This is a genomic window from Gammaproteobacteria bacterium, assembly GCA_022340215.1.
In the GTDB taxonomy this organism is placed as follows: domain Bacteria; phylum Pseudomonadota; class Gammaproteobacteria; order JAJDOJ01; family JAJDOJ01; genus JAJDOJ01.
In genome coordinates, this window is the sequence record JAJDOJ010000138.1 from 1 (window position 1) to 21883 (window position 21883).

Here is a 21883-nt window from a genome sequence, read left to right on the forward strand (position 1 = left end):
GTCAGCGACGCCACGCTGCTCGCGCCGGTCGCGGAATGAGCCGGACTCGACCACGATGACCAGGGATCTTTCCGTTCAGCCCAGCAGGATGCCCTTGGCCAGGTTGACCCTCGCCGCGAGATAGTTGGAACCGCCGCGGTCCGGGTGCAGCTTCCGCATCAGGCGCCGGTGGGCATCGATGATCCCCTCGCGTCCGGCGCCGGGCTCGAGCCCCAGGACCTCCCAGGCCTGTTCGCGGGTCATCCCGCTGCCGCCACAGAGTTCGTCGCGCTGGACGCGTGCTCCGAGCGCCAGTCCGCCCCGAAGCGCTTGTCGAGGTGGGCGGCCAGAAACGACCCGCGGGAAAACCGCAATGGTGCTGTTCGATCCCGATTTTCTGATCTGGATTCAGCGCGGAAACCCAAAGGCGCTCAAACGCATTACCCGAACCGACTCGTCCGCCATATCGGTGCAGACGTATCTGGAGTTCATGCACTATGCGAGGAACAAGAGCCAACAACGCATTATCAGGGATTTCTTCTATGAGGTGGGAATACCGATACTGCCGTTCACCCCGAACATCGGGCATCGCGCCATGGCATATGTCGACACTTATGCGCTATCATTCGGCCTTCGCGCCGGGGACGCGATCATCGCCGCGACGGCGGTAGAAAACAACCTCATGTTGACACCAGGAAACGCGAAGCACTTCCAGCACATCTTAGGAATTGCAGTTCAAGGCGTTCCGGGCCTGAAGACGCAATTGCTGAGCACTGACGACGATATATCCCCGCCGACGGCCTGGAGGCGCGATTAATCAAGAGCCCCGAAGTGAAGCGGAAACGACGGAAAAACAAGCCCCCGAGAGGCGCCAGCCGAAAGTGTCAGTCTCCCTTGTCCACCGCGGAACTGGAGGCCCACGGAGCAATCCTCCTGGAAAACCGGCGGTTCAAGGAAGCGATTGCCGCTTTCAAGGATCTTCTGCAACGCGAACGCCGCGAACCGTGGCTTGAGGCGCTTTCGACGGCCTACGCCGGACGCGCCCGAGAACTAGCGGACAAGGGAATGGTCAGGGAGGCCCTCGCGATCTGGCAAAATCACGCGGAGCATTGCGGCAGGTCCCTCGAAGAACCCGCCTACGTCGAGCTGCTGATGAAGGCCGGGCGGGTCGATGCGGCAATCGGCGTTCTTTCGGATCACCCCGATGATCCGGAGTTTCAATGTTATCTCCCCGAATTGCGCGCCCTGGCGGCTACTCAGGCCCTGACCGGAAGGGACGCGGTGCTGACGCACTTCCCCGACGACGACCCCGTCGTGCGGGATCATCCCGCCGCCCAGGCCGCACTGCGGGCTTATTGCCTGGGCGATGACGCCACGGTCGAGGCGAAACTGAAGTCCATCCCCTTCCGCTCACCCTATCGAGACCTGCGGCAGATCCTGAAGGCGTTGATACGGTTCGAGACGGATTCGGAGGACGCGGACCGCCTGCTGGAGCGCATCGACAGCGAGTCACCGTTTCGCGGGGTCTGTGACGCCATAAGGGCCGCTCGACTGCCCAGGCTCGACTTCATGCGCCGATTCGGAGAGCTGAAGCCGGCGCAGCGGCGATTCGCGATCGCGTTGAGGGGCTGGTCCCCGCAACAGGCCAAGCGGATACAGGAACTGCAGCAACTCGGGGAACACCCCGGCCCGCGTGCAATGATGGGTTTCCTGTTGCGTCACCGCGAAGCACTCGAAGGCGACTGGGTCCGCCAAGCCGCCATGCGCTTGCTGGTTCATGAGCCCGGCGAGCGAGGGCGCTACAACAGGTCGTTCGGCAAGATGCCCGAGTTCCATCGGCATCGCATCCAGGCCCTGCATCTCGAAGAGTACGGGGATTCACCCCACGACATCTTCAATACCTGGAGAGACGCGTTTCAGGCGTTGGACCTCAAGACCAGCAATCCGGGAACAGAGGCCGCGTTGCCCGGGGCGATGGTGTTGCGTCATTCGGCCGATCGCTGGCTGCGGACCGAATCGTTCGACCCCACAACCGCGAAGGCGCTGGAACTCAGTCTGCTTCTGGATCCGGAAGATTTACAGACCCACCTGAGGCTGATCCACCATTACCGCTCTGTCGGAGAACTGAAGTACGCACGCCGTGTGCTGGATATCGCCCTTGCGCGCTATCCACGGGACGTCGCGGTGCTGACCGAGGCGGTGGAGACCGCGATCGCCGGGGGGGCCTTCAAGAAGGCCGCCCGCTTTGCGCGCCAGGTCCTGGACCACGATCCCATCAACGCAAGGGTGCGGGATATCCTCGTCGATTCCCATCTATCGCATGCCCGCAAGCAGATTGGGCAGGGCAAGCATGCATTGGCGCACAAGGAGCTGGACGAGGCGGCGAACTGGGCCCGCACGGAGCTCGTCAAGGGTCGAATCGATAGCCTGCGCGGGGTCCTGGAAATGGACAGCGGCGCCGCGGACATCGCACGAGAGCGGTTTTTCTCGGGTTTCGAACGCACCGGCGGCGGGTTGGTCGGGCGCTTGCACCTGCACCTGGAGGCGCAGCGATTCGACCGTCACCCGGATACGTTCGTCAAGGCGGCGAGGCTCCCCAAGCCGCCGCGGAAACCGTCCAGGGACCAAGTGCTGGCGCTGGCGCACACGCTGAACGAGCTGTCCGGCGAGGACGACTACCACCTCGGCTACGCGCTGGGAAGCATGATCAAGCCGTTGAAACGGGCCGCCTGCCAGGACTTTACTCCCGGCGAGATGGAGCTGATCTGCGAGACGTGGCTTCGCGCGGATCTCGGGGACCTGCGTTCGATATATGCCAGGGCCGCCCTGAAACGCTGGCCGGGATCCCCCGCTTTCGTTTTTCATCGTGTCGATGCAGCTCATGAGGGCTTCATCGCCTTGTCACGCCGGGAGTTCGAGACGCTTGACAAGGCCTTCGAGCGGGCGCGCGAGGACGGCGACGAACGCAGCGCCCATCGCATCGCGGAACTGCTGGGGGCCGGCACGCCCTTCGCGGGCCCGGAGGATCCGGGTTTCCCAGAAGGTCTGCCTGAATCCGCGGATCTCGAAAGGCTCATCGACATGGCCATGAACATGCCCGGCCCCCCGGAGATCGAAGAGTTGAAGCGTGAGCTGGGGCCAACGGAGGCGCGCCGTGCGCTCGAGGCCATGCTGCTGGCCGGGATTGCCGGTGGCGACCCGGCGGACATCTTCCCCGAACCGATTGCCCCGAAACGCCGCCGCGGTTCGCGCAAGAAACGCCGCAAGATCAACACGGACCAATTCGAGCTGTTCTGATGCAAGATCCCTATCTGACGCTCGGCGTGGCGCGGGACGACGCCACCGACGAAGTCATCCGTCAGGCCTATCTGACCGCGATCCGGCGCCATCCCGCGGAACGCGAGCCCGAGCGGTTTCAAGCTGTCTGCGACGCCTACGAGACCCTCAAGACGAAGAAGTCGCGGCTCGCATATGTGCTGTTCAACACCGACATGCCGACCCCCGCAGAGATACTGGAGCAGTTGACCGAGAGCGGGCAGCGGAGTCGCCCCGACATCGAGCTGTTTTGTGAGATCCTTGGGGGCGCGGCGGACAAACGGTGACGGAAGCGACGCTTAAGGAACAACTCGTCGAGCGGTTTCGCCGATACCTCGACGTCGGCGACATCGATCTCGGTGAATCGCCGTCCGACGCCGAGGCCATCGATCTCTATACCCTGTTTACCGAACTGGCGGCCCTGAAGACCGAGGTGAAGCTGGAGTCGCGGCAGGTCAAACAGGCCCTGGATGTCGCCGGGGAGTTGATCGAGGGTCTGCGCCAGAACAATCACCAGCTCAGCACCGAACTCTCGCGCCGCCGCCAGGAGGAAGACGAGACACGGCAGGCCGCGGAGCGGCCGCTTTTGCTGGCTATCCTCGAGCTGCGGGACCGGTTGCGGGCGACGCTGGTCGGTCTGAGAGTTTTCAAACCGGGCTCGATCGGCAAACGCAAGACGAAGCGTTTTATCGCCAGCATGGACGAGGGTCTGGAAATCAGTCTGCGCCGTCTGGATGGCGTGCTGCACGGCTATCAGGTCCGGGCCATGGACCCGGTTGGGAAACCCGTGGATCCACAAACCATGACCGTGACCGCGATCGAGTCGCGCAAGGACCGGGATAGCGGCGTGGTCCTGGAGGAAGTCCGCCAGGGCTTCCTGCGCGGCGAGCAGGTACTGCGGCTGGCCGAAGTCATCGTCAACAAGCATGAAACCAGGACATGAATGAAACCATGAACGAAATCATTGTCGGTATCGACCTGGGCACCACCAACTCGGAGGTCGCCCTGGTCCGTGACGGGCGGGTAGAGGTACTTGAGATCGACAACGGCTCCAGGCTGCTCCCCTCCGTCGTCGGTCTGGCGGACGACGGCGCCCTGCTGGTCGGTGAGTCTGCGCGCAATCAGTTCACCCTCTACCCGGAACGAACGGTGCGCTCCATCAAGCGCAGCATGGGCAGCGACCAGAGAATCTCCATGGGGTCTCAGGAATACGCCCCGCAAGAGATCTCCGCGATGATCTTGAGGCGCCTGAAAGAGGAAGCGGAATCCCGTCTCGGGACCGCGGTTGGCAGGGCCGTCATCACCGTACCGGCCTATTTCTCCGATGCCCAGCGTCAGGCCACGCGTGACGCGGGCGAGATCGCCGGACTGGAAGTCGTACGCATCATCAACGAACCCACGGCCGCGGCGTTGGCCTATGAGGTCGGCGTCCAGGGCCAGCGACACATCCTGGTCTACGATCTGGGCGGCGGGACCTTCGACGTGTCCGTCGTTCGCATGGAAAACGACGTCGTCGAGGTGCTCGCCAGTCACGGCAACAACCATCTGGGTGGGGATGACTTCGACCAGAAAATCGTCGATCGCGTCCTGGCCCACCTCGAAGAGAAACACCGGGTCGATCCCACCGAATCCCTGCAGGCCATGGCGCGCATCTGGCGCGCCGCGGAGACCGCCAAGATCACCTTGACGGACAACCCTTATGCCATGCTGGAAGAGGAGTACCTGCTCGAAAGGCAAGGGGACCCGGTTCATCTCTCCCTGGAACTGTCGCGAGAGGAGTACGAGGAGATGATCAATCCGTACATCGACGAGACACTGCAGGCCACGCATACCGCCCTGAAAGGCGCCGGTATGAGCGTTTCACAACTGGACGAGATTCTCCTCGTCGGCGGCGCCACGCGTACCCCGCTGGTTCGACGACGTCTGGAAGCGGAGCTGGGTCTGCAACCCCGCGGCGAGGTTGACGCGGACCTCTGCGTTGCCTCCGGCGCCGCCATCCAGGGAGGCGTGATAGCGGGCGACTCGGTTTCCAGCGTCTTGGTGGACGTGACGCCGTACACCTTCGGTACCAGTGCGCTGGGTGAGTGGAGGGGCGAAATCTACCCCTATAAATTCGTTCCCCTGATCAGGAAGAACAGCGCCATCCCGACCTCGAAGAGCGATGTTTTCTACACCGCCTTCGACGGGCAGACCACCGTGGAGGTCATGGTGTACCAGGGAGAGGACGACGACGCCCTCAACAATACCGAAATTGGCCGATTCCTTATCGAGGGACTCGAAGACGTCCCGCAAGGAAACGCGATCGTCACCACGTTCTCGCTCGATCTCGACGGGATTCTGCATGTCCGCTCCAGGGAAAAGAGTACTGGCCTGGAAAAGAGTATCACCATCGATAATGCCATCGCCCGTTTTGAGGCGGAGCAGCTCGAGCAGGCCAAGGCCCGAATCGGTGAACTCTTCGAAGGCGAGGCCGCGGTCACGGACGTGGACGATTCCACGCACCACCGTCACGTCGTGCAGACCAGGGCCCTGATCGAAAAGGCCGAGCGGCTCATCGACAAGGCGGACGATGAAGATCGCGAGGACCTCGTCGACCTGATCGAGGGCGTCAAGGACACCATGAATGCCCCGGAGTCGGAAGGTTTCCGGCACGCATCGGAAAATCTCTCCGAACTGATCTTTTATCTGGAATCCTGAATGGAGCGCTGCCCGGTCTGCCGTGCGCGCCTGGACGGAAAAACGGAGTGCCGGCGCTGCGGGACCGACCTGTCGCAACCCATCGCGATAGAACAACGGGCGGAGTCGCTGACGCGCCTGGCAGTGACCCGGTTTACCACCCTCGAGCCCGCCGAGGCCGCCAAGGCCCTGGAACAGGCGTCGAAACTGAAGACCGACCCGCTGACCCGGGCCCTACTCGGGTTTATACGCAAGAGCCTGGGGTGCTGATACGGTTCGTCGGTCACTCCTGGGGCGCGCTCATCGGCGGGACCTTTTTCGGTGTCGAACCGGATATCGGCGCCGCGACGCTCTCTACCCCGACGGGTGGCGTGAGCAAGACCACCGACGGGTCCCCGTCAGCGACGCCACGCTGCTTGCGCCGGTCGCGGAATGAGCCGGATTCGACCACGATGACCCCGGACCTTTCTGTTCAGCCCAGCAGGATGTCCTTGGCCAGGTTGACCCTCGCCGCGAGATAGTTGGAACCGCCGCGGTCCGGGTGCAGCTTCTGCATCAGGCGCCGGTGGGCATCGATGATCTCCTCGCGTCCGGCGCCGGGCTCGAGCCCCAGGACCTCCCAGGCCTGTTCGCGGGTCATCTCGCTGCCGCCGGTATTCGCGGCACCGGAGGCCGGTTCCGAACGCCAGTCCTCCCCGAACCGCTTGTCTAGATAGGCGGCGAGCAGCGAGGCGGATTCCTCGTCCGAGACCTGGTACTCGTCGAACAGCGCCGTCAGCACCCCGCGGTTCAGCTCGCCCAGCCGGCGGTCCTGATGAGACCCGCTGACGATCACCCCGTCGATCTCGCCGCTGTCGTGATCCAGGGTCATGCTCAGGAAACGGGTGCGGACCTTGGAAATCCTCCCCGATCCACCCGTACCGTCCTGCTGCGACGCGGATCCCTGACCGTGCTGGCGATACAGGCGGCTCGCCAGCGGTAGAAAACTCAGCAGGCCCACGATCCGGCGCAGGAACGGCAACGTTGCCCCGATCACCGCCGCGATCCAGCTGAGGCGGCCGGTGGCTACCGCCAGGACCAGGCCGAGACCGACGGCGACGGCGATGAACTGAAAACGGGTCGCGGGCGGTTGGCGTGCGATCCAGCGCAGGAACACGAAGACGATGATGGCCGCGGCCAGGAAAACCAGCAGGCGCATGACGGGTCTCAGGCGTCGCCGGCCGTGCTCGGGCGCGGAGTGCCTTCGACAGCGGGGTCAGGACTTGTTCTCAATCTGTCGTACCAGGTGTTTGGTGATGCCGGCCCGCTGCCGTGAGAAATCCTCCAGTGCGTGGCGTCCGCCGCTGGCGTAGACGGCGACAGCGCTCAGCAGGTCGCGCAATTCGTTCGGGCTCCCGGAATCGAAACGGCAGCACGCGCCACCGGTGAGACGCGCGATCTGCTCGAAGACCCCGCGGGCCCGCCGGTCGTCACCCTCGTGGAACATGAATGCCGGCACTCCCAGAAGGCCGAGTTCTCCGGCACGATCGCAAAGCGCATCCGCGTCCTCCTCGACGCAGTCTCCCACAAATACCAGGGCGTCGACGCGTTGTCGTCGTGCCTCGGCGACGGCGTGCTTCAGGACCTTGCCGATCTGCGTATAGCCGCCTACGCAACTGACCGCGCCGAGGGCTCCGAGAAGACCGTCCTTGTCCCGGTGCCAGCGTGAGGCACGACACTCCGAATAGCCCCGATAATATACAAGCTGCACCGAAAGCCCGCCCAGCGACGCGGTTTCCTCGAACATCCTCGCCTGGATATGTGATGCCTGGTCCCAGGTGGGCTGGCGGCTGGCTGTGGCGTCCATGGCGAAGATCAACCGGCCTCCGTGGCCCGCCGGCCTGACATTCGGGCTGCGGTTGACCGAATCGATGAAGCCATCGATCTCGGAACGGGAGGACCTCGCGGGGAGTTTGCTGCCTGCCATTGGGTTGCCGGGCCTGGACGGGAGATCCGCGCAGCCGCGCGGCGTTGGGTCTATATTCTATCCCATTGGTGTTCGCTTCGGCGTAAGCCCGGGATCGAGACTCGCGAGTCTCGACGGGCCGACACGCCACGCGGGCCGGTGTGCCGAGGGCTGTCGTTATGTCAGCGCGAAAGCTGTGTCACTTGACGCTGCTCTGCCTCCTTGTCGGGTCGTTCGCTGCGGGGCCCGCACACGGGTTCTTTTTCTGTATGAGCGGGCGTGGAGGCGGTGGCATGCGTTCCCCTTCTGTCGGTCCCGTCGGCTGGCCGATCGGGATGCCGGCCCCGGCAGGGTTCCCGATACCGCGGCGATCCGCGGTAATGCTCATGTCCCCGGTGTCGCGGGACTATGAAGACGCGGTACGCGCTTCACAACCCGAATTGTCCAGGCAAAATCAGCGACGCACGAACCCCTGGCGGTCCTTGGGCGCGGACCGGGTTCAGGTCCCGGAACCGGAGCGCGAATACTAGCCGGCGTCGGGCGGTTGCGGTTTGGCGGTCCGCCGGGTCGCGCAAACCCCTTCCTCGACAGGCCGCCGGCGCGGGATGTGCCGTATCTGCGATAATCCGAATCGCTCGCCCGGCATAGGGCGGGCAGGGCGAAATACAAGAACCAAACCGCCGGGTGGCCCGGGCATGCCGCCTACGCAAGGAGAGAACGGATGACCAATATCAAGCGCAATTTCAGCCGAAACGTCCTGATCCGGCTGGGACTGCTCGGGGCCGTGGTTGCGGTCGCTATCGCCCTGAACTGGGAATTCATCTACAACTTCTATTTCGGCGATCAGCTGACCGTCACCGGCATGATCATCAATAGCGGTATCGCCCTGCTGTTCTTCCTGGGCATCGCCCGGATCGCCGACAACCTGCTGCGCTACGCTAGGGAGGAGGCCTGGCTGGCTAAATTCGTGCGGCACATGGAGGAGGGCGGTCTCAAGCCGACCGAGGGGATCCCGCCCTACTCGATCGTCTTTCAGCGTTATGCGACGGTCATGAAGATCAGCAGCCAGCACGCCCCGGTGAACCACGCCGCCCTGGCCTCGATGCTCGTCGCCGCGGAGAGCACGCGCACCAGTTTCCCGAAGTTCATCAGCAATATCCTCATCCTGACCGGTGTGTTCGGCACCATCGTCTCGCTCTCGATTGCGTTGCTCGGGGCGTCGGCTCTGCTGGAGTCCGCGGATGATCTCGGTAACATGAACCTCGTCATTCACGGCATGGCCACGGCGCTCTCCACGACCATGACCGCGATCATCTGCTACCTCTTCTATGGCTACTTCTATCTGAAGCTGACCGATGCCCAGACCTATCTTCTCAGCGGCGTGGAACAAGCCACCACCGTCTATCTGATGCCGATGCTGAACCACGATCCTGAAGGTCTGGTACATCAGGTTGGCCAGCTGGTGATGGCCTTGCGGGAGACCGCCAGGACCATGCAGACCTCGCAGATCGATTTCGCCCAGGCCGGCGAGCAGTTGCGCGACGTCATTGCCCAGCTTCGCGATTCGGCCCTGATGGTGACCCGCGACGTCGGTAAGATCAGACGGCACCTGCGCGAGGGCTTCCGTCTGCCGGAGGCTGCGGAATGAGTATCGGCGACGGGTTCGTCGACCTTCGGGCGAACATCGACGCCACCGCCGACGGCAACGAGAGTTTCTGGCCTTCGTTCACAGACATCATGACGGTGATCGTGATGATCTTCCTGCTCGCCAGCACCGTATTGATCCTCCGCAACTGGGAGCTGGTCGCCGAACTGCGTGCGACGATCGTCGCCGAACGGGAGGCCTCGGCTCAGGTCCAATCGGCCACCAAGGCAAACATCACGCTGGAGGAGCAACTCGCCCAGGCGGAGCACCAGATCTCGGTCATGCGTATGTGGCTCATGCAGGTCCGCGAGGAAAACGAGGAAAATCTCAAGCAGCTCTCGAAGAAGGACGCACAACTGGCCGCCGTCGACGCGGAGCGACGGCAACTGTCGGATTTCAAGGTGTCGTCGCAGCGCCGGATCGAGTCGCTAGAGGAGCAGTTCAGGCTGGTCAACGAGCAGCTCGCGAGCCTCCGCGAGGTCCACGGCCGCCAGGAGGCGCGGTTGCGCTCGACACTCGAGGAGCTCGACACGCAAATGCGAGAAAACCGGACGCAGGCCGACGAACTGGTGCGCCTGCGCCAGGCCGATGAGGGTGCGACCCGACAGCTGGCCGACATTCAGGGAGAGTACGACCGGCTGAAGGTGCAATACGACAAGCTCGTCAGACCCGCACGAACGGCTCAGGGCAAGCACGTCGTGGAGGTCCGCTTCGTCAAGTCGGGCGGTAAGCCGAAAATAAGCTATCGAGAGGTCGATCGGTCGGCAACGTTGACGCCGGTCAACCGCGAACAGCTGGAGCGGCGCCTGGGACGCCTCAAGGCGCAATACGGTGACAAGCTCTATGTCAAGATCGTCATACCCGAAGACAGCGGATTATCCTACAGCGAGGCCTGGAATTTCACCAAGACGCTACTGAACCGATACGATTACTACGGGGTTCCTTAGGCTTCGGCGCGCCCTTTGCATTTCCGTACCCGAGGGCAGTGCCGGCCAACAGGGTTGGCTACGGCAGTTCGAGGTCCGCGATCGGGCGCAGCGTGGTCTGCATCTCAAGAAAAGAGACATGCTCTCCCAGACCGGGGTCGTCGAGTTGCTGACAGACCAGTTTTGTCGCCAGGGACTGCGTGGAAGGGCGCAGCGCCATCAGTGTCTTGTACATCTCATCGGTCGGGCCCTCGTCGCCTCCGCCGGAGGCAAGCGTCATCGCCGGTCCGGCCAGCCGTGCACCGCCGATCTCGCCAATGGGGATGATGTCCACTCGCCGTGCAACGGCGATAATGTCGAAGGTACCCGGTTCGATGGTTTGCCCGGTATCCTTGAGGTGCTTGACACGTAACCTGCAGTTGGGCGCATACTCGTCGACCGCGCCCGTCGGGTAGACGACCCCGTTCTGGATGGAAACACTGAGCTGATGGGGTGGAATTTCGATCGTCTTGTTCAGTGTCAGCGTGGAATGAATGGGCGGAACAAAATGTGGCGAACTCACGTCCTTGACAGCCTGGCTGGCGCAGGCGGTCAGAAGCAACGATGCCGCTGCCAGGATACTTGCGCTGAGGGGCATGTTTGGATCTCCGGATGAGGCTGTCTGTAGTGGGATGTCACCGGGGCGAATGTGCCGCTAACCCGTGCGATTGAGACATGCTAGGAATTGAAAGATTCAGGGAACCGTTGCGCCGCGTCGGCCTGTTCTTTTCGCTATTGTACCTCACGATCTGGCTTCCCCTGGCTTACGTCATCTACCTTCCCTTCTGGTACCACACGAGCTGCGTCTGGAATGGGCGCTGCGCCGTCGTGGGTGAAGCGGTGATTTCTGCCGGCGTCAGCGAACTGACCGCCTATTTTCGCCATCAGGGTGACCTCGTGAACCGCTGGTCGACCAAGGAAAAACTGCACCTGGCCGAGGTGCGGGTTATCTATGACCGGATGTCCCTCGTGTCGATCGTCGCGATCGTCGTGCTGGCGGTCACGGCGAATTGCCGGCTGATACGGCGTTACGGTCTGGTGAATGCCGGGATCGTCGTCTCGCTCGTCGTCGTCCTGCCGTTCTTCAAGACCTTCTGGATGGAGGTCTTTCACCCGTTGCTGTTCGACAACGAACTGTGGCGGACCAACCCCAAGGACCTGACCTGGTATCTCACGCCACGCACCTATTTCAGATACACGATCCTCCTGCTGATCTTGCTGACCGTGCTGCTCAACGTTTTCCTGGTGTTGGGTTGCCGGAGATTCGCATCCTCCAGCGGGGTTGGAAATCCCTGAACACGTGACATCGGGGGCGACCCGCCTGATCGGACCGGTCGCCCGGTCCGATTGCCGCTGCTGAATCTCTCCGGCGCCCGCCATTCCTCGCGCATCGCGGCGAGATCGGCCTACTCGGCTTCCAGACCGTTGCGGTGGGTGTCGTTGATGCGGATCAGCAATTGACGAAAAGGGAGCACGGAGGGTGCGGTTGCGACGACGATTGGCATGAAAGGCAGGTCCTCGCCACCGAAATCGTAGGTGTCCTGTGCGACTTCACGTTCGAGGTACCGCAACGCGGCCTCGAGCGGGTCGGTAAACTTCATCGAGTCTCCCATGTACTCCTCGTCGAACTCTGCGGACGCCCGCAGGTCGGCGGTCTCGAACAGGGCCTGCTGGATGAGATCCCGGTACTCCTGCATGGTTCTGGCTCGTATCATCTCGTGGGCCTCCCGTGGGCGTTGCCGTGCTCCGCGTGCTGCAGCCGTCTCGCTTGGTCGCTCGGCGTTTCCTTAGGCGATATCTGTCAAATGACATACCATCCTGCTTGTCTTTGTCGTCCGTCCTCTGCGTTGCGACAACCGTTGCATAGGTTGACTATGCGCCTGTTGTCACGCCTTGATGACAAACGAAAATCCGGCGCGATCTGGTATGCCATTTTCCGGCAATCGCCTTAATGCACGCATAAGTGCTATTGATTCCGCCTCGCCGCGATTATGCGTATATACTATTGCGCCCGCGCTGGACCGGGCCAGGCAGCACTGGGCGACCTGCTCGTAGTACCCAGGCCGCGTGATGAGGCCGGCTGCTGCCCCGGGTCGGATTCGCGTCTCCCCGGACACGATCGTCAGTTTTCTGTATGGAGCAAACCCGTCCCTACCTCAGGAGGTACTATAGATGAATCGACAAATGGCCGCATTGTTGTGCGGTGTGATTGCGGCAGTTGGATTTTCGGCGTCCGCCATGGCCGCCGGAGATGCCAGTAAGGGCCGTTTCCTGGCCGCGACCTGCATGGGTTGCCATGGCATACAGTCGTACACGAACGTGTATCCGACCTACCATGTGCCCAAAGTCGGCGGCCAGCACGCGGACTACATCGTGGCTGCCTTGAAGGAGTACAAGTCGGGGGGAAGAAATCATCTCACCATGCGAGCGCAGGCCACCAGTCTCTCTGATCAGGACATGGCGGACATCGGTGCCTATTTCGCCTCTTTCAAGGACCAATGACCGCGGGAAATTACCAATGAAACATCTCAATATCGCCCTTGCGGGGTTGCTGGCCCTGCTGGCCATAAATACAGCCTTCGCAGGTGACCCGACCGCCGGAAAGGAAAAATCGGCTGCCTGCGCAGCCTGCCACGGAGCCGACGGAAATGCCCCGACGGCAAATTTTCCGAGACTGGCGGGACAGTATGAAGATTACCTGCTTCAGGCGCTCAAGGAATACAGGTCCGGCGCAAGGACCAACCCGATCATGGTGGCCCAGGTCGCCGCGCTTAGCGATGCGGACATGGAAAACCTTGCTGCGTACTTCGCCGAGCAGAAGGGTCTGATCGCTATCGATATCGAATAACCCTGAACGCCGGTTGACTTTCGCATTCAGACGCAGGCCCGCTGGCGCCTGCGTCTGTCGATGGTTTGATGGAATCACTGCGGAAATGGGCCTATCGCGATTTCCATTCTTTAGGCGTATACGCCTTGATTGTCAGGGCGTGCAGTTCGCCACTGGCGATCTGCGCCTGGAGTGTTGCGTAGACGGTCTGGTGTCTTTTCACCGCGGACATCCCCTCGAACGCCGGGCTGACGACGGTCGCCTCAAACTTGCCTTCGTCGCCACTGACGTGCGCCTCGGAGTCGGCGATACCTTTCTCGATTAGTTGTTTGATACTGTCCGGATTCATGCTGCTTTACTCTCGATTTTCGTGTACCAATTCATGCGCCTGCAACGCGGGTGCGTATCCGGTGAGGACCGGAAACGCTCATAATGACTGTTCGCAGTAAACGTTTCCCTGTCACCTTTGGTCCTTCGGGGGCTGGGGTAACCGATTGTCAAGGCGATCGTGGGGGATTCGACGCGGATTCGGCGAACTCATCGGGATGCCGCTGTCGGCGTTACCTGCGTCCCCTTCGAGCATTCAGGACATCTCCCCAGTGTCGTCGCCAGATAGGCCCGGACACGATCCCGTGTGAGGTCCGCGCGCCAACCCGCCTCGAGCCGGCTACCGGGTTTGCCACGCAGTAAACGAACGACGTCCGCGCGTGTGGCGAGAAAACCCGGAGACATCTGCTGCTCGTCTGCCAGGCTTCGGATCAGTTTCATCAGCCCGTCGTACAGCGAGCTCTCCTCGACCGAGGGTCTATTGTTGTCGCCTGTCTCGGGTAATTCATCCGGGGCAAGTTGCCTCGCCGCCTGCAGCAGGTTCACGATCCGCTTGCCGTGACGTCCGATGACCCGGTCGTTGATGCCGGAAACCCCGGCCAGCTTTTCGATCGTTGTCTTTTCGAGGCGTGAAAGTGCTAGGAGCGATTCGTCCGAAAGGATCCAGCGTCGTGGTCTGTTGCGCTCCCGGGCCACGGATTCCCGCCAGGTTGCCAGGGACTTGAGGGCTGCGAGTTCCCTGCGGGACAATGCGTTGTGTCCGCGTACCTTGAGCCAGGCGTCTTCCACGGGATTCCCTGATTCCTGCGCGCTGACGATCCCGGAGAAATCCTCTTCCAGCCATCCCAGCCGCTGCCTGGCGCTCAGGTCTTTCCGAAGCCAGGAATAGGTCCTGCAAAGGTAGGCTACATCGTCCGCGGCGTACCGCAATTGCGCCGGGCTCAACGGTCGCCTGGACCAGTCGGTGCGGGTGTGCGACTTGTCCAGTTCCACCCTGCAGCATTTCACGACGAGTTCCCGATAGCTGATCTGCTCTCCCAAACCCAGGGCCGCCGCGGCGACCTGCGTATCGAACAGGGGCGCCGGGACGCGACCGAAAAACTGTTGCAGCACTTCGAGGTCCTGTTGAGCGCTGTGAAATACCTTGACCGTCTTCGGGTCGAACAGAACCGGCACGATCGGTTCCAGGGACGGGCAGGTGATGGCATCGATGCACCAGATCTGCTCCATTGTCCCGATCTGCAGCAGGCACAGCTTCGGGAAGTACGTTTTTACGCGCACGAACTCGGTGTCCAGGCAGATCCATGCCTCCCCGGACAGGTCGCGTGCGGCCTGTTCCAGGTCCCCGGTCGTCTCGATCAGCCGGTAATTTTCGTTCAGGGAAACCATGCCGTTTGGGGTGCGGGAACTATCGTTCAACAAAAATCGTTGTGATATATTAGACTTTCAGGATGTGACATAAAAATAATTTTCCGCTGACACAGCGCAACAACTGCGATTTGCATTACGGGTTTGCGGGCTGGGGAACGTAAGGAAATCGCCGTACCAGGGGTGCGAGATGGTCAATTCATCCTGCTCGAAATTTTCCTTTCTTGCGCGTTCCGTTCTCCACGGTTCAAGTGCCAGGGACAACCGTAGCGAGGCAGGGCATCGCTTGCAAAGGCCGGGTGCGACACCGGTCCGGAAGAGGTGCTGCGACCGACCCGCGATCCACAGTCGACCGGTGCTGTATATTCGCGCAGCCCTTTCCCGGGCAGCACGATGCCAATCGAACAACAATCACAAGGCGGTGGAGCACCAGGCGTGAGCTTTCACAGATTCATTTCTTCTCTGTACATATCGATTCTGACCGCGGGAACCCTGGCCGGTGCGGCGGAGATCATCTCCGTCGACACCATACAACTGCAGGGAAAGGCGGTCCTGGGCGGCACCGTGATTCCTTACAAGGAGGTCACGTTATCGGCGCAGATTCCGGGCAGAGTCGAGTTCATCGCGGGCGAGGTTGGTGACCGGTTCAAGGCCGGGGACACCCTGGTTGCCATCGAGGATGACGACCTGCTGGCCAAGCGCAAGTCGGTCATGGCGCAACTGGCCAATGCCGATGCGGCGCTTCGCAATACCTATGTGCAGTACGGAAGGGAACTGTACGCACCGCAGAGTCGCAGCGTGGATTCGACGCCCGGCATGGGCGTCCCCAACATGTTCGACCAGATGTTCACCCGGAACATGGCGAATTTCATGGGCATCGGCAGCAACACGGGTATCCAGCGGCATGCCGACATCTATCGTTCCGCCACCGGCGTCAACCAGGCCCAGGCGGCGCTCCTGCAGGCGCAGAGTCAGCTCGAGGAAATCGATGCGGCGATTCGCGATGCCCGCAGCATCGCACCTTTCGATGGGGTGATCCTGCAGAAGCAGATCGAGGTGGGAGACACCGTGCAACCCGGGATACCCTTGGTAAATTTCGGGCACGTGAAGTACCTGCGGATTCAGGCCGAGGTGCCGGCCAGCCTGGCGCAGTACTTGCGCATCGGTATGTTCGTGCCCGCCTACCTGGATACTGCGCGCAGTCGTGTCGACGCACGCGTCTCACAGATCTATCCCCTCGCGGATCCCTCACAGCATACGGTCACGGTGAAGTTCGATCTGCCCATGAGTGTGCCGGGTGGCCCGGGCATGTACGCCGAGGTCATGGTCCCCGACGGCTCCGCTCCGCAGGAACCGACGGTCGTGATTCCCCGCTCGGCCTTGATCCAGGCAGGCAGCCTGCCGGGTGTGCTCGTGGTCAGGGACATGAATACATCCGAACTGCGTCTGGTTCGTTTGGGTTCGGGCGTGGGGCGCGATCATGTGACCATCCTGGGGGGTTTGCGCCCCGGAGAACGCGTGATCGACAATCCGCCGCCCGGTGTCTCCTCGGGGTGGATGCCAGGCGCACCTAACGCCTATTGAGATAGGGGTCCGGCCAGGGTGCTTCGATGATGTCTGGGACAAATAACTACAACAAGGACCAGCCAGTCGCTGCGATTGCGGTGAATCGATCGGTCGTCGAGCAAAAAGGCCAACTGACGGATTATGGTGACTTCTGATCCCCCCGGGGAACACAAGGACAAATCGTCCCGGCGCCATGAGGGTCTCGGTGTCGCCGGGAGTATGGCGAAGTCGTTCATCCACTCCCCGCTGACTCCGTTGCTTCTGATCGCGTCCCTCGCCATCGGGGTGCTGGGACTGCTGATGACGCCCCGGCAGGAAGACCCGCAGATTTCCGTCCCCATGGTGGACATCTTCGTCCAGTATCCCGGTGCGTCCGCCAAGCAAGTGGCCAGCCTGGTCGCGGACCCACTGCAGCGGATCATGAGCGAAATCACCGGCGTCAAACACGTCTATTCCGCTTCGATGCGGGGTGGCGCCATGGTGACCGTGCAGTTCGAGGTCGGGGAGGATATGGAGGCCTCGCTTGTCAAGCTCTACGACAAGCTTGAATCCAATACGGACAAGATCCCGCCCGGGGTCTCTCCCCCGCTGGTCAAGCCCAAGAGTGTCGACGACGTCCCGATCGTCACCCTGACGCTGTGGTCGAATCAGGTCGACGACGCCACCCTGAATCTCGTCGCACTGGATGTTCTGCAACGCCTGAACGAGGAGCCCAATACCAGTCAGGGATTCGTGGTGCGCGGGCGCTCGGAGCAGGTCCGCATCGAGGTCAAGCCGGACAAGCTGGAGGGCTTCGGCATCACCCTCGGCCAGATCGCCAACACCATCCAGACCGCGAATAGCGAGCGTGGCGTCGGTGACGTGGAATACGGCGGCACCACTCTGAATCTGTATACCGGCGCCTTCCTGCACAACCAGACGGATATCGAGCAACTGGTCCTCAGCGTGAACAAGGGCCGACCGGTGTATGTCAGGGATGTGGCTGATGTGATCTGGGGACCCAGCGAGACCCACTCGATGGTGCGTTACTACACCGGGTCGGCCTACCCGCTCGATCATATGGCCAACGGTGAGTCCGCGGTCACGATCGCCGTCGCCAAGAAGAAGGGCTCGAACGGCGTCATCGTGGCGAACGATATCCTTCAGAAGGTCGAGTATCTGAAAGGGCGGATCATCCCGGACAACGTCGTGGTCAGCGTAACCCGAAACTACGGTCAGACCGCCAGCGACAAGGTCAACGAACTGATCTTCAAGCTGTTCATCGCCACCGCCGCCGTGGCCGTCCTGGTGTTGCTGTTCCTGGGGCTGCGCGCCGCCATGGTCGTGGTTATCGTGATCCCCGTGGTGATCCTGGTGACGGTGTTCAGCGCCTGGGTGCTGGGCTACACCATCGACAGGGTGAGTCTCTTCGCGCTGATCTTCTCCATCGGTATCCTGGTGGACGACGCCATCGTGGTCGTGGAGAACATCTACCGCCGCTGGCTGATCAAGGGGATTTCGGACACGCCCACCGCCGTGGATGCGGTGCGCGAGGTCGGAAACCCCACCATTCTGGCTACCTTCACCGTCATCGCCGCCCTGCTGCCGATGGGCTTCGTCAGCGGTATGATGGGCCCCTACATGGAGCCGATCCCGGCTCTGGGTTCGGTCGCGATGCTGTTTTCCCTGTTTGCGGCTTTCATCTTCACGCCCTGGCTCGCCATGCGGTTGAAACCCAGCATGGAGAAGCTGCACAAGGCCGAGGAGAAGGAGGTACGACAGAAAGAATGGCTGGGCGGCTTCTACCACAGGACCATTGTGCCCCTGGTCGAGCGGCGGGCATTGGGGTTTGGTTTTCTGATCGCAATCGTCGTCGTGTTCTTTCTGTGCTGCGTCATGTTCTACACCGAGGCCGTGCGGGTGAAGATGCTGCCGCTGGACAACAAGCCCGAGTTCAATGTGGTCATCAACATGCCGGAGGGGACCGCCCTGCCGGTCACGGCGAACCTGGCCAACCGGGCGGCGACGGCGCTGCGGAGGCTGCCCGAGGTCACCGCCATTCAGACCTATGTCGGCACGGCCTCGCCCTACAACTTCAATGGCCTGGTTCGGCACTACTACCTGCGTGACAAGCCATGGATGGGGGACCTGCAGGTTCAGCTCCTCGACAAGCATGACCGCGAGCGCACCAGTCACGAGATCGCGGTCGAGGCACGGGAGATCCTGGCGCCCCTGGTGGCGGAGGCCGGCGGGCGTATACAGGTGGTCGAGATGCCGCCCGGACCTCCCGTCCTGCAGACACTGGTTGCCGAGGTCTATGGACCGACGCCGGAGATCCGTCGAGAGGTCGCCCTGGAGATGACGCGGCTCTTCGAGGAGGCGCCGAGCATTGCCGACGTCGACAACTATCTGGAGGCAGACAACCAGCGATGGCATTTCGAGGTGAATCGCGAAAAGGCCCTGCGGCTGGGGGTTTCGGTCGAGGAGATCAATCGCACCCTGGAGATGGCGATGGGCGGGTTCTCGCTCGGGGACATCAAGACCCAGAGCCTGCTCGAGCCGACGCATATCGTATTGCAGCTACCCCTGGCGGTACGGGGGGATTTCTCTCGCCTGAGCCAGCTGCCTATCATGACGGGGTCGGGTCGCAGCGTACCGCTCGCCGAACTGGGGCAGTTCCGATCAGCCCTGCAAGACAAGCCGATCTACATGAAGGACCTGAGGCACGTCGAGTATGTGACCGGGGAGGGCGTTGGCTACTACGCGGCGCCGATCTACGGGATCCTGCAGGTACAGGAACTGCTGAAGGGCTATACGACGCCGGACGGCGTCGTCATGAGCGGGCATTTCATCGGGCCACCGGCGCACAGCAGGGAATCGGGGTTCGAGTGGGCCGGCGAATGGACAGTGACGTACGAAACCTTCCGCGACATGGGTATTGCCTTCGGCGCGGCCCTGATCCTGATTTACATGCTGGTGGTGTGGGAATTCGGCAACTTCATTCAGCCCGCGATCGTGGTGGCACCGATCCCGCTGACGCTGATCGGGATCATTCCCGGTCATTGGCTGCTCAATGCGGAATTCACGGCCACCTCGATGATCGGCTTCATCGCCCTGGCGGGCATCATTGTCAGAAACTCCATCCTGCTGGTCGATTTCACCCAGCACGAGGTCAGTGACGGCGTCGGTGTGGTCGAAGCGGTCATCAACGCGTGCAAGGCACGTACCCGACCCATCATCATTACCGCGCTCGCCCTGGTGGCGGGCTCCAGCGTCATCCTGTTCGATCCCATCTTCCAGGGAATGGCGATCTCGCTGCTGTTCGGCGTGCTGGTCTCCACCCTCCTGACCCTGCTCGTGATCCCCCTGGGCTGTATCTCGGCGGAGAAATCGTTCGCGGTATGCGGGCCGGGCGAAGGCGGTGGCGACCAGGTAGCGGTGCCGGAGGCGCCCGAGGCCGCCGCCGTTGCCGGTGGGCGAACCCCGGCGACCGCCTCCTCAAGAAGTATCTCTGGAACTCTTTTTTATTTTGTCTATCAGATTATTTACACTATCGGCCTTTACTTGTATCTGATAGTTAAAGGAATGGTTCAGGGATCGATCGGGCTAGTCCGGGCGGTGACGGGGCGTCTGGGACGCAAACAAGCGCCAGCCGTCGGGACGCACGCAACTGCGGGTTTGTCGACCGTCGCGAGGCCGGAGGCGAGCGCCGGGAAGGGCGCGGACACACCGACCGGATCTCCCCCGAGTCGTACTGACGGGGCAAAGCGGCCCGGGAGCGCTAGAATACAGACTAAGAAGGCTAGATCCGTCCGAGCTGCGGGAGGAGATAAACGGGCTGCGGAGACGACCGTGCCTGCCCCTGCCGGAAAGGTGAGCGGGGAGGACTCGAGCGTCTCCCATGAGGTGCCTGTGGGGACGGCGAGCCCCAAGAAGGGTAGGCGGGGCATTCGCCTCAAGGGGGACCTCAATGAGCACTAGGGCCGAGGTGGCTTGTGCCGTGATCGTCGGTGAGGGGCGGCGTGCGGTGAATGGTGTGTTTCGCTTGTATCACGACGGGCGTCGTCTGCTGGCAGGTATCATGAACGATCGGTTTCGATTCAAAGGCGAGAGTGCTGGTGCGAGGGTTGCCGTCCTGATTGCCTCGGCGCTGGGCGGTGCCATCCTTGTGACCCTCGCCTGTAACCGGAATCCGGAAAATCTTGCGGATTCGGCCGAGGCCGCGACCCCACCGGTTCCCGTGTATCCCATGGCGAAAGCAATTCCGGCCGCAGTGCCCCAGATCACCTCCCGCCAGCGAGCCCCGCTGGAAGGTCCCGTGCCCGACTCCGTCGCCCGGCAGATGGGTTATCCGCCGCTGAACTATGCCCCCGACGGAAAACCCGACACCCCCCCCGGACAGACCTCTCAGACCACGGGAGCTGTGAGCGAAGAACCGGCCCCCGGACGTGCCCAACGGTATCCTGACTACAGCGGGCAGGCCGCCGCCCGGGCCCGGACAGAGAACCGTGCCCAGCCCCAGACAGAGAACCGTGCCCAGCCCCGGCGTGGGTCGCCATACCCAAGGGCAGCATACCCAAGGGCAGAGTCGCGGCGCGACGACGCAAGCAGTTGGGCGCCTGTTGGTGGGTCGGCGGGTTATCAGGCGCCGGGCGGCCGGGGCGAGGAAACCTGGCCAAGACCCGTCGAGCCGGCGAGAGGCTATCAGGGACCTCCACCGCAAGGCGTCCAGGCCGGATCGTCGAGGCGACTGGAACAGACGGAGGCCTGGTCCCGCCGTCCGGCGGTCGCGGGCGACGGCTACTCCGGATATCGGTCCGGAGCTGCGGCCGGCAGTGAGGCCCCCGGGGGCGATAGCCCCTACCAGGGCCGACAGGCAGGAAGTCCCGGTTACGAGACCGGCGGCAGGTGGAGCACGGGGGGAATTGGCCAGGATGACGGCTCTCATTGGCCGGGAACCTGGCGGACACCGGAGGGTGCCCCGGGTGCCGCGATGCGTGAGGGCGCGCAGTCCGCAGACCAGTATCCACCGCTCCCCTACTACGGCAATCGGTGATCGATGATGTGGAAGGGGCTGGTGGAACGGGAAGGGAATATTGGGTCGAGAGTGATGAGAGCGAGTTTCATATTCGGTGCGGCACTGGCCGGCGCACTCATAGCTGCTGTCATCGGTGGGCGTCATGATCACGATGACCGTGAGCCGCCTCCGGCCCGATCCCTGTCACGCAGCGACCATGGGGTCCCGTATCAGCCGGTGGCGGGTACCTATCCCCATTCGGCGACAATCAGGT

General features: G+C 62.4%; 21 protein-coding genes and 1 pseudogene. 14 read left to right on the top strand and 8 right to left on the bottom strand.

All coding sequences use genetic code 11. The features are described from left to right. Positions 1 to 75: 75 nt before the first annotated feature. A pseudogene (locus LJE91_09790) lies at positions 76 to 243 on the bottom strand (molecular chaperone DnaJ). 109 nt (positions 244 to 352) lie between these two features. Here LJE91_09790 and LJE91_09795 point away from each other — a divergent pair. The 6 genes from LJE91_09795 to LJE91_09820 all read left to right on the top strand — a co-directional run bounded on the left by LJE91_09795 (position 353) and on the right by LJE91_09820 (position 6240). Continuing rightward, the gene (locus LJE91_09795; protein MCG6868994.1) at positions 353 to 796 is read left to right on the top strand and encodes a PIN domain-containing protein; all 444 of its coding nucleotides are present in this window, start codon (positions 353 to 355) and stop codon (positions 794 to 796) included. A 77-nt stretch (positions 797 to 873) separates the two neighbouring features. After that, positions 874 to 3276 carry a hypothetical protein gene (locus LJE91_09800; GenBank protein MCG6868995.1) on the top strand — a complete coding sequence of 801 codons (2403 nt, stop codon included), beginning with the start codon at positions 874 to 876 and terminating at the stop codon, positions 3274 to 3276. Continuing rightward, the gene (locus tag LJE91_09805; GenBank protein ID MCG6868996.1) at positions 3276 to 3581 is read left to right on the top strand and encodes a J domain-containing protein; all 306 of its coding nucleotides are present in this window, start codon (positions 3276 to 3278) and stop codon (positions 3579 to 3581) included. The genes LJE91_09800 and LJE91_09805 overlap by 1 nt, the downstream gene beginning before the upstream one ends. Beyond that, positions 3578 to 4237 (top strand): nucleotide exchange factor GrpE, encoded by a 660-nt coding sequence (locus tag LJE91_09810; GenBank protein MCG6868997.1) that lies wholly within the window; start codon positions 3578 to 3580, stop codon positions 4235 to 4237. Before LJE91_09805 ends, LJE91_09810 begins: the two co-directional genes overlap by 4 nt. A gap of 8 nt (positions 4238 to 4245) precedes the next feature. Beyond that, entirely contained in the window at positions 4246 to 5991 is a 1746-nt protein-coding gene (locus tag LJE91_09815) for an Hsp70 family protein (GenBank protein MCG6868998.1), read from the top strand. Continuing rightward, the gene (locus LJE91_09820; protein ID MCG6868999.1) at positions 5992 to 6240 is read left to right on the top strand and encodes a TFIIB-type zinc finger domain-containing protein; all 249 of its coding nucleotides are present in this window, start codon (positions 5992 to 5994) and stop codon (positions 6238 to 6240) included. It abuts the gene before it with no gap. 13 nt (positions 6241 to 6253) lie between these two features. On the opposite strand, the gene LJE91_09825 is transcribed toward LJE91_09820, so the two are convergent. Genes LJE91_09825 through LJE91_09835 form a run of 3 tightly spaced genes read right to left on the bottom strand, consistent with a single transcriptional unit; the run spans position 6254 to position 7936 of the window. Beyond that, entirely contained in the window at positions 6254 to 6421 is a 168-nt protein-coding gene (locus LJE91_09825; protein ID MCG6869000.1) for a hypothetical protein, read from the bottom strand. Between the two features lie 21 nt (positions 6422 to 6442). Beyond that, positions 6443 to 7168, bottom strand: coding sequence for a molecular chaperone DnaJ (locus LJE91_09830; protein ID MCG6869001.1), 726 nt, complete (start codon positions 7166 to 7168; stop codon positions 6443 to 6445). Between the two features lie 57 nt (positions 7169 to 7225). Beyond that, on the bottom strand, positions 7226 to 7936 hold the full coding sequence (locus LJE91_09835; GenBank protein ID MCG6869002.1) for a VWA domain-containing protein: 711 nt from the start codon (positions 7934 to 7936) through the stop codon (positions 7226 to 7228). A 700-nt stretch (positions 7937 to 8636) separates the two neighbouring features. Between LJE91_09835 and LJE91_09840 the strand changes: the two genes are divergently transcribed. Both LJE91_09840 and LJE91_09845 read left to right on the top strand, forming a co-directional pair. After that, entirely contained in the window at positions 8637 to 9563 is a 927-nt protein-coding gene (locus LJE91_09840; protein ID MCG6869003.1) for a hypothetical protein, read from the top strand. Continuing rightward, the gene (locus tag LJE91_09845; protein ID MCG6869004.1) at positions 9560 to 10507 is read left to right on the top strand and encodes a hypothetical protein; all 948 of its coding nucleotides are present in this window, start codon (positions 9560 to 9562) and stop codon (positions 10505 to 10507) included. The genes LJE91_09840 and LJE91_09845 overlap by 4 nt, the downstream gene beginning before the upstream one ends. 58 nt (positions 10508 to 10565) lie before the next feature. On the opposite strand, the gene LJE91_09850 is transcribed toward LJE91_09845, so the two are convergent. Continuing rightward, positions 10566 to 11123, bottom strand: coding sequence for a hypothetical protein (locus LJE91_09850; protein MCG6869005.1), 558 nt, complete (start codon positions 11121 to 11123; stop codon positions 10566 to 10568). Between the two features lie 77 nt (positions 11124 to 11200). Here LJE91_09850 and LJE91_09855 point away from each other — a divergent pair, with 77 nt between their 5' ends. Continuing rightward, complete coding sequence (locus LJE91_09855; protein MCG6869006.1) at positions 11201 to 11821, top strand: DUF1461 domain-containing protein; 621 nt, start codon at positions 11201 to 11203, stop codon at positions 11819 to 11821. 110 nt (positions 11822 to 11931) lie between these two features. Here LJE91_09855 and LJE91_09860 read toward each other — a convergent pair whose 3' ends face one another. Beyond that, on the bottom strand, positions 11932 to 12240 hold the full coding sequence (locus LJE91_09860) for a general secretion pathway protein GspF (GenBank protein MCG6869007.1): 309 nt from the start codon (positions 12238 to 12240) through the stop codon (positions 11932 to 11934). A 457-nt stretch (positions 12241 to 12697) separates the two neighbouring features. Between LJE91_09860 and LJE91_09865 the strand changes: the two genes are divergently transcribed. Both LJE91_09865 and LJE91_09870 read left to right on the top strand, forming a co-directional pair. Then, on the top strand, positions 12698 to 13027 hold the full coding sequence (locus tag LJE91_09865) for a cytochrome c (GenBank protein ID MCG6869008.1): 330 nt from the start codon (positions 12698 to 12700) through the stop codon (positions 13025 to 13027). A gap of 16 nt (positions 13028 to 13043) precedes the next feature. Further along, on the top strand, positions 13044 to 13373 hold the full coding sequence (locus LJE91_09870) for a cytochrome c (protein ID MCG6869009.1): 330 nt from the start codon (positions 13044 to 13046) through the stop codon (positions 13371 to 13373). A 91-nt stretch (positions 13374 to 13464) separates the two neighbouring features. Here the strand turns inward: LJE91_09870 and LJE91_09875 are convergent, their stop codons facing one another. Both LJE91_09875 and rnd read right to left on the bottom strand, forming a co-directional pair. Further along, on the bottom strand, positions 13465 to 13701 hold the full coding sequence (locus LJE91_09875) for a BolA/IbaG family iron-sulfur metabolism protein (protein MCG6869010.1): 237 nt from the start codon (positions 13699 to 13701) through the stop codon (positions 13465 to 13467). A gap of 188 nt (positions 13702 to 13889) precedes the next feature. Continuing rightward, a complete protein-coding gene (gene rnd, locus LJE91_09880; GenBank protein ID MCG6869011.1) occupies positions 13890 to 15098 on the bottom strand; it encodes a ribonuclease D in 1209 nt (402 codons plus the stop codon). 384 nt (positions 15099 to 15482) lie between these two features. Here rnd and LJE91_09885 point away from each other — a divergent pair, with 384 nt between their 5' ends. The 3 genes from LJE91_09885 (at position 15483) to LJE91_09895 (ending at position 21648) form a co-directional block, all read left to right on the top strand. After that, positions 15483 to 16631: an efflux RND transporter periplasmic adaptor subunit gene (locus LJE91_09885; protein ID MCG6869012.1), complete on the top strand. Its 1149-nt coding sequence runs from the start codon at positions 15483 to 15485 to the stop codon at positions 16629 to 16631. Positions 16632 to 16754: 123 nt separating this feature from the next. After that, on the top strand, positions 16755 to 20573 hold the full coding sequence (locus tag LJE91_09890) for an efflux RND transporter permease subunit (protein MCG6869013.1): 3819 nt from the start codon (positions 16755 to 16757) through the stop codon (positions 20571 to 20573). Further along, positions 20563 to 21648: a hypothetical protein gene (locus LJE91_09895; GenBank protein ID MCG6869014.1), complete on the top strand. Its 1086-nt coding sequence runs from the start codon at positions 20563 to 20565 to the stop codon at positions 21646 to 21648. Before LJE91_09890 ends, LJE91_09895 begins: the two co-directional genes overlap by 11 nt. Positions 21649 to 21883 lie beyond the last annotated feature (235 nt).

Coding starts and splice junctions, on each gene's coding strand:
- LJE91_09795 (MCG6868994.1), top strand. CDS start 353: ATGGTGCTGTTCGATCCCGATTTTCTGATCTGGATTCAGCGCGGAAAC.
- LJE91_09805 (MCG6868996.1), top strand. CDS start 3,276: ATGCAAGATCCCTATCTGACGCTCGGCGTGGCGCGGGACGACGCCACC.
- LJE91_09815 (MCG6868998.1), top strand. CDS start 4,246: ATGAACGAAATCATTGTCGGTATCGACCTGGGCACCACCAACTCGGAG.
- LJE91_09820 (MCG6868999.1), top strand. CDS start 5,992: ATGGAGCGCTGCCCGGTCTGCCGTGCGCGCCTGGACGGAAAAACGGAG.
- LJE91_09830 (MCG6869001.1), bottom strand. CDS start 7,168: ATGCGCCTGCTGGTTTTCCTGGCCGCGGCCATCATCGTCTTCGTGTTC.
- LJE91_09835 (MCG6869002.1), bottom strand. CDS start 7,936: ATGGCAGGCAGCAAACTCCCCGCGAGGTCCTCCCGTTCCGAGATCGAT.
- LJE91_09840 (MCG6869003.1), top strand. CDS start 8,637: ATGACCAATATCAAGCGCAATTTCAGCCGAAACGTCCTGATCCGGCTG.
- LJE91_09845 (MCG6869004.1), top strand. CDS start 9,560: ATGAGTATCGGCGACGGGTTCGTCGACCTTCGGGCGAACATCGACGCC.
- LJE91_09850 (MCG6869005.1), bottom strand. CDS start 11,123: ATGCCCCTCAGCGCAAGTATCCTGGCAGCGGCATCGTTGCTTCTGACC.
- LJE91_09855 (MCG6869006.1), top strand. CDS start 11,201: ATGCTAGGAATTGAAAGATTCAGGGAACCGTTGCGCCGCGTCGGCCTG.
- LJE91_09860 (MCG6869007.1), bottom strand. CDS start 12,240: ATGATACGAGCCAGAACCATGCAGGAGTACCGGGATCTCATCCAGCAG.
- LJE91_09865 (MCG6869008.1), top strand. CDS start 12,698: ATGAATCGACAAATGGCCGCATTGTTGTGCGGTGTGATTGCGGCAGTT.
- LJE91_09870 (MCG6869009.1), top strand. CDS start 13,044: ATGAAACATCTCAATATCGCCCTTGCGGGGTTGCTGGCCCTGCTGGCC.
- LJE91_09875 (MCG6869010.1), bottom strand. CDS start 13,701: ATGAATCCGGACAGTATCAAACAACTAATCGAGAAAGGTATCGCCGAC.
- LJE91_09890 (MCG6869013.1), top strand. CDS start 16,755: ATGGTGACTTCTGATCCCCCCGGGGAACACAAGGACAAATCGTCCCGG.
- LJE91_09895 (MCG6869014.1), top strand. CDS start 20,563: ATGAGCACTAGGGCCGAGGTGGCTTGTGCCGTGATCGTCGGTGAGGGG.